The 12,441-nt window shown below is 35.8% G+C and carries 12 protein-coding genes; 2 read left to right on the top strand and 10 right to left on the bottom strand.

The annotated features are described in order from the left end of the window. Positions 1-12 precede the first annotated feature (12 nt). Genes BCR25_RS18135 through BCR25_RS18125 form a run of 3 tightly spaced genes read right to left on the bottom strand, consistent with a single transcriptional unit; the run spans position 13 to position 1,965 of the window. The gene (locus tag BCR25_RS18135; RefSeq protein ID WP_069665025.1) at positions 13-828 is read right to left on the bottom strand and encodes a WxL domain-containing protein; all 816 of its coding nucleotides are present in this window, start codon (positions 826-828) and stop codon (positions 13-15) included. Positions 829-846: 18 nt separating this feature from the next. Beyond that, entirely contained in the window at positions 847-1,581 is a 735-nt protein-coding gene (locus tag BCR25_RS18130; protein WP_069665024.1) for a WxL domain-containing protein, read from the bottom strand. Between the two features lie 24 nt (positions 1,582-1,605). Further along, the gene (locus BCR25_RS18125; protein WP_069665023.1) at positions 1,606-1,965 is read right to left on the bottom strand and encodes an LPXTG cell wall anchor domain-containing protein; all 360 of its coding nucleotides are present in this window, start codon (positions 1,963-1,965) and stop codon (positions 1,606-1,608) included. Positions 1,966-2,326: 361 nt separating this feature from the next. Here BCR25_RS18125 and BCR25_RS18120 point away from each other — a divergent pair, with 361 nt between their 5' ends. Further along, on the top strand, positions 2,327-3,811 hold the full coding sequence (locus BCR25_RS18120; protein WP_069665022.1) for a helix-turn-helix domain-containing protein: 1,485 nt from the start codon (positions 2,327-2,329) through the stop codon (positions 3,809-3,811). A gap of 75 nt (positions 3,812-3,886) precedes the next feature. On the opposite strand, the gene BCR25_RS18115 is transcribed toward BCR25_RS18120, so the two are convergent. After that, positions 3,887-5,281, bottom strand: a complete 1,395-nt coding sequence (locus BCR25_RS18115; RefSeq protein WP_069665021.1) for a 6-phospho-beta-glucosidase — start codon at positions 5,279-5,281, stop codon at positions 3,887-3,889. A gap of 190 nt (positions 5,282-5,471) precedes the next feature. On the opposite strand from BCR25_RS18115, the gene BCR25_RS18110 reads away from it, so the two are divergent. After that, entirely contained in the window at positions 5,472-6,473 is a 1,002-nt protein-coding gene (locus tag BCR25_RS18110; protein WP_069665156.1) for a LacI family DNA-binding transcriptional regulator, read from the top strand. A 164-nt stretch (positions 6,474-6,637) separates the two neighbouring features. Here BCR25_RS18110 and BCR25_RS18105 read toward each other — a convergent pair whose 3' ends face one another. From BCR25_RS18105 to trxA, 6 genes are all read right to left on the bottom strand, one after another. Further along, positions 6,638-7,903 carry an ABC transporter permease gene (locus BCR25_RS18105; RefSeq protein WP_069665020.1) on the bottom strand — a complete coding sequence of 422 codons (1,266 nt, stop codon included), beginning with the start codon at positions 7,901-7,903 and terminating at the stop codon, positions 6,638-6,640. Next, positions 7,896-8,795: an ABC transporter ATP-binding protein gene (locus BCR25_RS18100; RefSeq protein ID WP_069665019.1), complete on the bottom strand. Its 900-nt coding sequence runs from the start codon at positions 8,793-8,795 to the stop codon at positions 7,896-7,898. The genes BCR25_RS18105 and BCR25_RS18100 overlap by 8 nt, the downstream gene beginning before the upstream one ends. Positions 8,796-8,864: 69 nt before the next feature. Next, positions 8,865-9,491, bottom strand: a complete 627-nt coding sequence (locus BCR25_RS18095; RefSeq protein WP_281247186.1) for a DUF2812 domain-containing protein — start codon at positions 9,489-9,491, stop codon at positions 8,865-8,867. Between the two features lie 65 nt (positions 9,492-9,556). Then, positions 9,557-9,865: a PadR family transcriptional regulator gene (locus tag BCR25_RS18090; protein WP_069665017.1), complete on the bottom strand. Its 309-nt coding sequence runs from the start codon at positions 9,863-9,865 to the stop codon at positions 9,557-9,559. Positions 9,866-10,039: 174 nt separating this feature from the next. Then, on the bottom strand, positions 10,040-11,827 hold the full coding sequence (uvrC, locus tag BCR25_RS18085) for an excinuclease ABC subunit UvrC (protein ID WP_069665016.1): 1,788 nt from the start codon (positions 11,825-11,827) through the stop codon (positions 10,040-10,042). A 248-nt stretch (positions 11,828-12,075) separates the two neighbouring features. Further along, positions 12,076-12,390 carry a thioredoxin gene (gene trxA, locus BCR25_RS18080; RefSeq protein WP_069665015.1) on the bottom strand — a complete coding sequence of 105 codons (315 nt, stop codon included), beginning with the start codon at positions 12,388-12,390 and terminating at the stop codon, positions 12,076-12,078. Positions 12,391-12,441 lie beyond the last annotated feature (51 nt).

Here is a 12,441-nt window from a genome sequence, read left to right as displayed (position 1 = left end):
CTGCTTTTTTCTTTATGGTGCTTGTTCTGGTTCTACGTCTGATTTTTCTGGTGCATCGATTAGCGTCCATGTTAAAACTGTTTTATAAGCTGCATTTGGTACTTTTGCTGTGTCACCAGGGATTGCTAGAGAAACACTCTTTTGCCCTTGCTCATCGGTGTCACCAAGTGTATAATGCCAAGTCCCCATACCTTTACCTGCAGAAGCATTAACCACTGTTACGGCTTCTGAGCCAGGAGTAAATGAATGACCAAACCCTTGAGGCGCAAATTCAGCTCCTTTTTGAGATGACTTCAATGTAGGATTCGCAAAGGTCAATTGAGCCCCTTTCAATTCTGATATTTTTCCATCAGCATCTTCTGCTTGAAATTGAGAATCTTGTTTTACTTGTAATTGCCATCCAGCATTCGAACCACGACTGTCAGTAATTTGAACATAGTTTGGTGTTTCTTTTGGTTCGTCAATCCCGACTAACTTAACTTTTGCCAGTTCAGCAAAGTAAGTGGCATCATTACCTGACACTTTTTGATTTCCAAAATTGATTTTTGTAATATAATCGATCGTTAAAGGTCCAACCATACCCGTTTCACCTTCACTTGGTGATTCAATCTCTTCGCCGCCAGGTCCAGTTGGTTTTGTTGGTTCAGTTTCATTTTGAGAAAATGAAATCTCCGCTTCTGATTTTGCCGGATCATTGATTGTCATTGGTGGTTGGCTCACTCCGCCTTCACCTTCTGTTTCAGCAAAAACTGCTGGTGTTCCTAGTAATAGACTGGCAAACGTTACCAATCCAGTTGTAGTCAATGTTACTTGTTTTTTCATTAGCATTCTTTTTTCTCCTTTAGATTATATTGGTGTATCAATCAACTCCCAGGTTAGGGAAGTTGTATAGTTACCTTGCTTTTTTTCTGTTGTTCCTGGAACACGGACTTGTATGCTTGTTTTACTTTCCTCTTTATTTTTTCCAAACATAATCAGCCAGGTTCCTTTTCCTGATGTCTCAGTCGATCTTGATACCTCTGTCGGTTCACCATTTTCCGGATCTAAATGAACATCTTTACTAGCTGTCGGTTTCGCTCCGTGATTTGGTGAGAACAACGTGATATTGTTTATCGATAGTTGTGCACCTTTTAATGTGTGTGCCCCGTTCTTGAGCTGTCCATTTTGAGTGACGGTCAACCGCCAACTTGAATTTTTTCCTCGATTGTCTGTTAATTGAAGAAAATTACCTATTTCTTCTTCTGTATTACTGTCTAACCGTTTTATTTTAGTTAGTGCAGCATAGTAAATAACATCCTTTTTCGATGCTTCCTGTTGTCCAAAGACAACGTGAGGGGCAAAATCAACGCTTAATGGACCTGCAGTCCCGGGTGTGACAGGTATCTTGGAAATGATCTCTGCTGCCTGATCAGGGTGCGTTGGATCAATCGGCGGTGTGATATCTGTGTTCTCTCTGTAAGAAATTTCAGATTCAGATCGATTTTTAGTAAAACCATCCGCAAAAGCAAGTGTTGTCTCTATACTAGTTCCACCTAGTAGTAGAGTTAAAAAAACAATGAATTTTCTTATATATTTTTTCATTTCTCCTCCCCTTTCATTTCCCAGTTATTTTTTTAGGCGGTAGTAGCCTTTTTTAAATAACCAGACAAAGCTTATAGCCAATACCAATGCCCCAATCCATATAAATAAATCATTAGTTATAGAGCCAGTTTTTGGCAAAAAGCTTCGGTTTCTTGTTTCATTCACTTCATTTGATTTGGTTTTTGGAAATTGCTTTGGTTGATTTGGCTGCTTTGGTGCTTTGTCGCTGCTTTCGATCGTACTACTCTCTTCGCTTCCTTCTATATCGTTAGTAAACGTCAGACCGATTTCAGTGTCATAATTTACTGCTTCAACTTCTATAGAGAAAGCAAATGTCGCTATTGTTAGCAACGTCAAACTAAGCAAAAAAAAATAATGTTTCATAATACCTCCCTCTTACCTTTTGGTTCTCCTCTTGATTCCAAAAAATAATTAAAACGCTATTTAACAATTTTAATTGTTCGTTTTTTAAATGAATCTACGATTAAGTTTTATGCGTTTCTGTTACTCAATTATCATAAAACATATTTTTTTTTTTTTAAAATCCAAAACTGAACACATTTCGACTCTTATTTAGATAAAATAACAAATATTATAATTAAGAATAATAAAAAGAACGATTACATTACCATAAAAATAACAAATAAATAATAAATAAATCACTGTTTTTTCGCTTATCATATTGACTTATCTCTTGTTGTAATCTATAATTCCAGCGACATCAACTAATAAAGGACGTACATTAATGGAATTTTTTTTAAATGATAAAAATAATAAAAAATTAGAACTCTTCAAAGAATTGATTTTTAGAGACGGCGGAAAAGTATCTTTTGCCTATCTACAACATTACCTGGATATCTCGTTAAGCACATTAAAGAGATATTTTAATGAATTAGAAGCAGACATCAAAAATAATGAAGACTTGAAAATGTTGGAATTTGTAAGAAATACCGGGAGTTTCCAGATAAATAACCACTCTGATTTTCAAATCGATTATTTTGTTGTTCATTTAAGACTTTACTACTTAAGTGAATCTCTTCAGTTCAAAATAATTTCAACCATCTTCACCAGAAATTATGCGACAGTCGATGAACTAGCAGACGAATTATTTGTAAGTATTCCTTATTTATATAAGCAAATCACAGCTTTAAATGAACAATTAAAAATGTTCCATATTAAAATCATTTTTAATTCAGATGAAAATATTGCTGGTGAAGAAAAGCATTTAAGAATGTTTGTCTTTTATTTTTATTGGAATGCTTACAGAGGGATTGTCGTTCCTTTCAAAGCTGAAACAGGATGCAGTCTGTCTTTTCCAGAAGCCGTAGACTGTCTTAAACATCGTTATTCTGACTCTGTCATTAAACGAATCGAATTAATCTTGCGCATCTCCACTCTAAGACAAGACAAAGCTCAAATTCACTTACCGGAAGAAATAAAAAATATCCTCCTTTCCTTTGAACTGCCAAAAGATATTTCTTCAGTATTAAGAAACTTTTTTGTGACAGAAGACGAATATCTATTTTTCAATTTAATGCTTCGCAGCTTCATCTCAGATATTGATTCACCAGAAGAGAAAGTCGCTCTATTTCGATCATTTTCCCGTTCATTGCGTTTGGTTTATTCTAGTGAGCTGTTGATTGATGAATACGAAAAAGATTTTTATCCCTCGACACCTATGACTCCAAGAATAAAGGCAAATATATTCTATTATGTTCTCATCGGTCTGATCCATTCGATCTACTTTGAAATCAATCCCCTTTACTTTTTCAAACAAGTGATGGTCAACATTCCCGATCAAAAAGAATACGTAAAAAAATATGTAAAAAGACATCCAAGAAATTATCGATTTTATAAAAAATTCAGGAAAGAGCATCCTGAAATGATTCTTGATTCTTCATTTAATTTTACGATCTGTATCTTATTAACGTTTTTAACAGACATGTTTTCTCTTCCTACTGTTAGCATTTACATCCAATACAGTAGCAATAATTTTGGCTCAGTCTTTATAAAAAATAGATTGTTGACTCTCTTTAATCCTGAAACCATCACTTTTACGAATCAAGTAGAAATGGCAGATATTGCCATTATTGATAATGTTGAGCAGCATGGAGAAAAAGAAAAACAAGAATTTTTCTTCGTCAACAACTTCTTAGATGAAAAAATGTGGTTAGAATTAATTATATTCATTCAAAAGATTATTTTAGCTAACAAACGAATGCTGAATTAATCAATGTGTACATATTCTAAAAAATACAAAAAAGACAAGAGCAACGAAGCTTCGTTGCTCTTGTCTTTTTTGTATTTAATTACTTTTCATCAACTCAGTTACATAAGCTACTGTATCTGGTTGCTCTTGTTCAATTTTTGCAATAGCATCTGAGAAGTTTGGTAAATGATCTTTATGTGCAATCAGCAATTCATCTAATAATGTTTTCGCCATAGAACCGCCTGGAACTAACGGATTGATCGTAAAGGCATGTAATGCTGCACCATAATCTCCGTCAATTGCTGCACGGATCACTGTCTCTTCCATTCCTTTCATGACTTGGATAATACCGCGAGCCGCTGGCGGGAATGCCCCCCAATTATATGGTTCGTGACCATGAGCTGTTACAGGACCAGAAACTTCAACAACACAATCGTAAGGAAGGTCTGTAATTGTTCCGTTGTTTTCAGTTGAAACAACCATATCTGTCCGTTTGTCATTATGGATCGACGCAATTAATTCACATGCTGCATCACTATAATGTGTACCACCACGTTGTTCTAATTCTTTTGGTTTGTAATCTAAATTAGGATCTTTATATAATTCAAACAAACGAGCTTCTGTTTCTTTTACTACTTGGGCTCTTGTTTCTCCTTTTTCAAATTCTTCGATTGAATGTTTCAGCATTTCATCTTCAATGTAATAATAACGATGATAGCCGCATGGCAGCATGCCTAAGTCTTTGATTTGTTCATAATGGAATGGTGCATTATGGATATTTTTCAGATGACTTTCTGAATCTTCCTGCGGTCCATAAATCAAATCGATCAATTCTTGTGTCCGTTCTTTTCCTTGTTTGTCCCACACACGGTGCCAGTGGAAGTGATTGATACCAGCAAATTTAAAGAATAAATCTTCTTCAGGAATACCTAATTTTTCCGCTGCTTGTTTTCTATGACCGATCGGTACATTACACAATCCAGCAGTTTTTTTCCAACCACCATGCTTGATCGCAGCTTCAGTAACCATTCCAGCTGGATTAGTAAAGTTTACTAACCATGCATCTGGACACAACTCTTTCATATCTTCAATAATGCCAAGAATCACTGGAATTGTACGGAACGCTTTAAACATTCCTCCTGCACCATTAGTTTCTTGACCTAATACACCGTGAGATAAAGGAATTCGCTCATCTTTGATTCGTGCATCAAGCAAACCTACACGAAATTGTGTTGATACGAAGTCTGCATCTTTTAAAGCTGCCCGACGATCTAAGGTTAAATGAACTTCCCAATCTAAGCCCGCCGCTTTGACCATCCGTTTAGCCATCGCTCCAACGGTTTCTAATTTTTCTTTTCCTTCTTCAATATCTACTAACCAAATTTCTTTGATTGGCAATTCGTCTTTTCTTTTGATATAGCCTTCGATTAATTCTGGTGTGTAACTAGAACCTCCACCAATTGTCGCGATTTTCAATGCATCTCTTGTCATGTGTTTCCCTCCTGATTTTTTGTTCAGAATATGTTCTGACATCGTTTACATTTATAGGATAATCTGTGGGAATGTTCCCATGTCAAGCACTTTTTCTATTTTATTTATGGTATACTTAAAAAGTGAATACGTTTTTATTCTGCCAAAAATAAAAGAATGGGTTCTCCCTTTCAATCAACAAGGAGCAATTATGACGACGATTATCGATGTAGCAAAACACGCACAAGTCTCTAAATCTACCGTCTCTAGAGTTATTTCTGGAAACGGCTATGTCAGTCAAGAAAGTCGCAAAAAAGTACTTGAATCAATGGAAGCGTTAGCATATTCGCCTAACCTAATCGCTAGAAATCTTCAAAGCGGCGAAACAAAAACAATTGGCTTTCTCACGCAGGGATTTATCGATCCACTCGGTGTTTTTCTTGAAAGTTTCATCTCTATCGCAAAAAATTATAATTACTATGTTACCTTATATTTTACTGATGGAGATAAGAAAAAAGAAATTGATGCCCTTAATCAAATGAAATACAAACAACTGGATGGTGTGTTTATTTTAACCCGAGCAAATAAATGGGAAGTCATAGAACCTTATAGTATTTATGGGCCAATAGCGACTTGGCATCGAATCGATTCTGAACGAATTTATTCTTCCTATGTCGATCATTATTCTGGTTATTCGCGTTCATTAGACTACCTTTTTCAACGAGGATATCGATCGATTGGACATGTTTTAAGTAATCCCGAAAATCTAAATACGAAAGCTCGGCTACGAGCAATCGAGGATTTTCATAAAGAAAAGAATATTCCACTGAAAGACGAATGGCTTTTCCAAGATAATACGAGAATTGATAATGGAAAATATATCGCACGATCGTGGCATAAAATGGCAAACAAAACCGATGCAATGGCCTTTTATACAGATTCTGTTGCTGCCAGCTTTATCTCTGAACTTCAAAATTTAGGCTATTCTATTCCAGAAGATGTTGCTGTAATCGGATTTGACAACAGTGAAATTAGTCGTCTGATGCACATTACTACGGTTGATTATTCAATCAGACATCAAGCCGAAAATTCTTTTATTTATATACACAACCAACTGAACAGCAAGAAAATAGCCGAGCGAGAAATAAGCGTATCGTTAGTTGAAAGACAAACCGTTCCTTTTAAAAATGATTGTACCTCTTCTCTTGATTAGACAAGACAATCAAAAAATACCGTCCAAATAAAAAAGCTGACATTCACAAAAAAGAAGAATTCTTTCGTAAATGTCAGCTTATTTCTATTGTAATCGATATTTTTCAATCTTGACTAAGATAAAACTAAAGACAATGTTAGCAACGATTTTTTCCTTAACTCTTACTACCTAACTGTCTTTTTTCTTTCATTCCTCAAAATCGAAACCGATTGTTTCAGTGATTTCAAAACACCACCATCACTATAAACCAAAACATTAGATTTATATAATTTGGCAGAGAATGTTGTCAATAAAATGCTAAATATTACTAAAATAACTAATGAAACTACTGCATTTGCAGTCGTTGCGGTCTCATTTGCTAAGCGAATTGGCATAATGATCGATGAAATCAACGGAATATAGGAAGTAACCTTGATCACAATATTCTGAGGATCACTTAGACCAAAGCTAAATCCGATAAAATAGCCAATCATCGCAATATACATTATTGGTGTCACTGCTTTTGGTGTATCCTCTGGTTTGGACACCAGTGATCCACATAAAGCTGCCAATACCGAATATGAGATGACGCCAAGAATGAAGAAAAGCAATGTAAATGCTAAGAAACTCCCTAATAGATCCTGTACTTGCACACCTTCTAGAAGGCTTTTGACTATATCTAAGTTTTTTAATTGTGAATAGCCGATGCCAAAGGTCACTGCATAAACGGCAATTTGTGTGATCGCAACCAAAATGACACCAACTAGTTTACCATAAAAATGTGTTTGTGCTTTCGTACTAGACAAAATAACTTCCATAATACGCGTTCCTTTTTCAGAAGCTATTTCTTGGGCAATAATGGAAGAATACGTAATAATGATCATAAATAAGAAGACGGTAATAACTCCTGTTAATACTGTTTGGAAAATGGAATTGTCTTCGCCTTCTTCCATCTTACCCTCTTCATTAAAACTAACTTTTGTCTTTTTAAAATTAGCCGGCTGGCTCAAACTCGCCAGCTGTTCCTGCGTTAAATTTAACTTGCTGGCATTTAATGACACTTGTAGATTATTCAGTAATTGACTGATCGTTAATTCAGTCGTCATACCTATAGAAGATTCAGCATACATTTTTCCTTTGATCTCATCATTACTTGTAGTGAGAACCAAAAATGTGTCGATCTTTTGTTTTTTCAGCTGATTCTCAGCGTCTTTTTCAGATTTCAACACTTTGAATGAATAGTCTTCCTCTTTAGCTGCTTCTAACTGTTGAGCCAGTTCCTGGTTATCGGAAACCAAGCCAATCTTAGTTTCTTCACCTTTCCCAGCAAAAGAACCAGCGACATAAATAATACCCATCACGATAAAGGGCACTAAAATCATAATGACAAAGGAAACAGATTTTACATTCTTTTTATAGACATCACTTGCTATGATCCAAAATTTACTCATTAGGTTCACCTGCTTTCATTTTGAATATCTCCTCTAAGGTCGGTGGTTGTTGATTAAACATCGGAATGTAGCCAAATTGTGTTGCTCTAGCAAAGATTTCTTGACCAGCATTTGGATCATTCAACGTCACTTCAACAACGCCATCTTCACGTTTAAATGCATTTTTTACACCATCGATCGCCATTACTTCATCAACGTTCAAAGGTGATTCTAAAAATACTTTAGTTCGTCCAAAACTCTCACGGATGTCATGAACTTTCCCATTCAATACCATCTTACCGCTTCGCAACATCACAAGATGATCACAGATTTTTTCAACATTATCCATATTATGACTAGAAAATATGACGCATGAACCCTTTTCTTTAAGTGCTAAGATCCCGTCTTTTAAAAGCTCTGCATTTACTGGATCTAAACCACTAAATGGTTCATCCAAAATCACCAGCTTAGGTTCATGAATCAACGTTGCAATTAATTGAACTTTTTGCTGATTTCCTTTTGAAAGTGATTTTACTTTATCTGTTTTCTTTCCTTTGACTTTGAACTTATCCATCCATTCATCGATTTTAGGTTCAATTTCTTTTTTGGTTTTCCCCCTAAGTTCGGCAAAATAAATCAATTGTTCTTGAATTGAAATTTTCGGATACAATCCACGTTCTTCGGGTAAATAACCAATGTCATTATAGTCTTTCCCGCTTAATTGGTGACCATTCCAACGGACGATTCCGCTATCTTGAGATAAGAAATCCAAGATCAAACGAAATGTCGTTGTTTTCCCAGCACCATTTTGACCGATCAGACCAAGAATTTTTCCATCTGGAATCTCAAAAGAGATATCATCTACAGCTGTATAGTCCCCAAATGTTTTGACCAAATTTTTTACTTCTAACATTTCCCATCCTCCTATATTCAATCGTATCTTTATCGTAGAGATTCATTTTCTAGCTGCATAATGTACAGCTTAGAAAAAAGAATAACCGGATATCAAGCTAATAATAATTCCAAGAAAAAATCCAATACCACCTAAAAACAGAGAGTCTCTCAATACTTTTTGGCGATGAGCAAAGCGCTCCGGCTGATTATAATAGTTGATTCGATCCTTGTAAATCACCAGAGAAAATAAGACGCTCACAACCACTCCTAGTGGCAATGCAGCAAAAAACATTCCAAAAAATGTCAGTATCACCCGTACCGCTACATTTGCCAATAAAGGATTTTTTGTCGCCTTGGTGAGTATTAACAGACCTAGACAAGCAACACCTAGAGGAAAATAAATGAGATAGCATTTTAACAACCACAACCATTCTTTCTTCATTCTAAGCCAATAGCTTTCAGGATCAGAATAAATTGTCGGCGTAGTGCAATCTGCTTTAAAAAAGTAATACTTCTTTTTATGACTTCCTATATTTTCCCAACCTGCTTGCTTATAAATCACTAAATATTCAGACAATTCATCGGATGAACCATCAAAAAAATCTACTGAAAAATTCTTCTTTTCAGGTTGCCCTTTTTCAAACACTAAAAATCCCCATCGATTTATTTTTCTAAAGTGCCACCCTTGCTCTGCTTGTTTTTTCAAGAGGAGCATTTCCTTTTCAGGATAAAAGGCAATCCCTCTAGAAAAAATGTACTTCTTTTCCCTAACCATATCCTTCATTCTCCCTTTTCAGCTAACAGACGGCTTCCAGCCTGATAAAGCATCTTGCGACGTTCCACATCTTTTTTTAGACTGTTTCTTCCTTTGACAGTAATCAAATATGTTTTCTTTCGCTCATAACTTTCTTCAAGTGTGATAAGTCCATTATTTTGAAGCTTTTTTAAAATCGTGTACATACTGGCTGGTCCAATCTCCACCTGACCATTCGTTAAAATACTTACTTCTTTCATAATAGCATAGCCGTGCTGCGGCTTTAGTAATGCTAATAAAATTAAATATGTGGAGTCCGTCAATACCTCATCCATGATGTCCTACTCCTTTATATCATTTAGCGATATATCATCTAATGATATAGTACCGTGAGTTGATTCTTCTGTCAATCTATTTCGAACGGTGGTTGTCATGATGCTATAATTGCTGATAATAATGAACACATCAAAAAACTTCAGAATCGTAACACTGATCCTGAAGTTTGTGAGTTATTTATCCGGTTCATTTTCGTGCAAATAATCATAAACATTTTTTGCAACATTTTTCGGCAGTCCAGAGGCAGTCAGCTCTTCAATCGTTGCCGCAGTGATATTCTTTAAAGATTTGAATTGCTTTAACAGCTCTTTTTTACGTTTAGGACCTAATCCTTCGATTTCATCTAAACGGGAAGAGAAGCTATTTTTACTCCGTAATTGCCTATGGAAAGTAATGGCAAAACGGTGAACCTCATCTTGGATTCTTTGTAATAAGAAAAATTCCTGAGAGTTTCTTTCTAAAGGAACGATCTCCAACTCTGGTCCAAATAAAAGCTCACTGGTCTTATGCTTGTCGTTTTTCGCTAAACCAGCAATGGGGATATCTAAGCCAAGCTGATTATCCAATACTTCTTTCGCCGCATCCACTTGTCCTTTCCCGCCATCAATAACAATCAGATCAGGAAAAGGTAGTCCTTCTTTCAGTACACGAGAATACCGTCTGTAAATGACTTCTCTCATCGATGCATAATCATCTGGACCTTTTACCGTTTTGATTTTATATTTTCGATATTCTTTTTTATCTGGCCGTCCGTCAACAAATACAACCATTGCTGAAACAGGATCTGTACCCATGATATTCGAGTTATCAAATGCTTCGATTCGGATTGGGGCAGGTATATTCATTGCATTTCCTAATTTTTCAACAGCGCCAATTGTTCGTTCCTGCTTACGCACGATAAGATCAAATTTTTCCTGTAATGCGACGGTTGCATTTTTTCCTGCGAGTCTAACAAGCTTCTTTTTTTCCCCTCGTTGCGGTTGAAGCACTTTTGTCGAAAGCATTGCTTCCACACTTTCGATATCGATGTTATCTGGAATTAGGACTTCTTTTGGAATAAAGTGTTCATTTTCTTGATAGAATTGACCAATAAAGGTCAAGAAATCCTCTTCTTCTTCATTATAAAATGGAAAAATCGATACATCGCGTTCGATCAGCTTTCCTTGTCGGACAAAAAAGACCTGTACACACATCCAGCCTTTATCAACCGCGTAGCCAAAGACATCCCGATCCACTAAATCTGCATTTGTCATTTTCTGGCGTGTCATCACTGTTTCAATCGCTTTGATCTGATCACGATATTCGGCAGCTTTTTCAAACTCCATCTTTTCAGCGGCTGTATCCATCTTTTTTTGTAGTTCATCTTGAATTACCGGATGACCACCATTCAAAAAGCGTTTGATTTCTCCCACCATTTCTCGATAGGTCGATTTAGGAATATCAAAAACGCAAGGAGCTAAACATTGCCCCATATGATAATATAGGCATACTTCTTTTGGCAAAACGCGACATTTACGTAATGGAAACAAACGGTCGAGCAATCGTTTGGTTTCATTAGCAGCTCCTACGTCTGGATATGGTCCAAAATAAAGCGCCTTATCTTTTACTACTTTACGCGTGATCAATAGTCGCGGATATTCTTCATTAGTGATTTTGATAAAAGGATAACTTTTATCATCTTTTAACATAATATTATATTTAGGATCATTTTTATGAATCAAATTGATTTCCAACAAAAGTGCCTCGATATTTGATTCTGTCACTATATATTCAAAGTCTTCGATTTCACTGACAAGTCGTTCTGTTTTTGTGTCGTGGCTGCCTGTAAAATAAGAGCGAACACGGTTTTTTAAGACTTTTGCTTTCCCTACATAAATGATCGTGCCGTTTTTGTCCTTCATTAAGTAACAGCCGGGCTGGTCAGGAAGCAATGCAAGTTTATTTTTGATTCTTTCGTTCATAGTACTTCCTTTCTCATTCATTGATACCATTTATTATACCATTTTCTTGCTTTTTAAGCTGAAAAAAAGCTGAACAGAATATAATTTTCGCTCATTTGTCACATGTATCTAAGACGTCAAAAAATAGCCGGGATATAACTCTATGAGTCATATCTCAGCTACTTACAATCCGGATAATCAGAGGAAACAGAAATAAGTTTTTCTTAGGTGTTAGAGGTAAATACTTCTATCAGCTCTTCCTTAATTTTTTATAAATATTTCTCGATCATCGCACGTAACTGCTCTTTTGAATGAACGCCGACTGCTTTTTCAACAACTTCTCCATCTTTTTTCAAAAGCAATGTTGGAATGCTCATGATGCCAAATGAAGCTGGAGTTGCAGGATTTTCGTCTACATCCATTTTAGCGATTTTTAGTTCACTCTCATCATATTCTTCACTTAATTGTTCTAAAATTGGTGATTGCATACGGCAAGGACCACACCAAGTCGCCCAAAAGTCGATCAAAACTAGACCGTTGTCTGTTTCTGCTGAAAAATCTTTATCTGTAATTACTTGTGTCATCTGTAAAGCCTCCTAGTTTTCTATCTAAAGTGATTATAACACTTGTTTCTT

It is taken from the genome of Enterococcus termitis, assembly GCF_001730305.1.
Lineage (GTDB): Bacteria > Bacillota > Bacilli > Lactobacillales > Enterococcaceae > Enterococcus_L > Enterococcus_L termitis.
Note: the sequence above shows the minus strand (reverse complement) of the source record. Positions and strands in the feature narration are given on the sequence as shown.

What these genes read in the sequence shown, in the direction of transcription:
- BCR25_RS18110 (WP_069665156.1), top strand. Translation starts at nt 5,472, where the DNA reads ATGACGACGATTATCGATGTAGCAAAACACGCACAAGTCTCTAAATCT.
- BCR25_RS18125 (WP_069665023.1), bottom strand. Translation starts at nt 1,965, where the DNA reads ATGAAACATTATTTTTTTTTGCTTAGTTTGACGTTGCTAACAATAGCG.
- BCR25_RS18095 (WP_281247186.1), bottom strand. Translation starts at nt 9,491, where the DNA reads ATGCTCCTCTTGAAAAAACAAGCAGAGCAAGGGTGGCACTTTAGAAAA.
- BCR25_RS18105 (WP_069665020.1), bottom strand. Translation starts at nt 7,903, where the DNA reads ATGAGTAAATTTTGGATCATAGCAAGTGATGTCTATAAAAAGAATGTA.
- BCR25_RS18120 (WP_069665022.1), top strand. Translation starts at nt 2,327, where the DNA reads ATGGAATTTTTTTTAAATGATAAAAATAATAAAAAATTAGAACTCTTC.
- BCR25_RS18135 (WP_069665025.1), bottom strand. Translation starts at nt 828, where the DNA reads ATGCTAATGAAAAAACAAGTAACATTGACTACAACTGGATTGGTAACG.
- BCR25_RS18115 (WP_069665021.1), bottom strand. Translation starts at nt 5,281, where the DNA reads ATGACAAGAGATGCATTGAAAATCGCGACAATTGGTGGAGGTTCTAGT.
- BCR25_RS18100 (WP_069665019.1), bottom strand. Translation starts at nt 8,795, where the DNA reads ATGTTAGAAGTAAAAAATTTGGTCAAAACATTTGGGGACTATACAGCT.
- BCR25_RS18130 (WP_069665024.1), bottom strand. Translation starts at nt 1,581, where the DNA reads ATGAAAAAATATATAAGAAAATTCATTGTTTTTTTAACTCTACTACTA.
- BCR25_RS18090 (WP_069665017.1), bottom strand. Translation starts at nt 9,865, where the DNA reads ATGGATGAGGTATTGACGGACTCCACATATTTAATTTTATTAGCATTA.
- uvrC (WP_069665016.1), bottom strand. Translation starts at nt 11,827, where the DNA reads ATGAACGAAAGAATCAAAAATAAACTTGCATTGCTTCCTGACCAGCCC.
- trxA (WP_069665015.1), bottom strand. Translation starts at nt 12,390, where the DNA reads ATGACACAAGTAATTACAGATAAAGATTTTTCAGCAGAAACAGACAAC.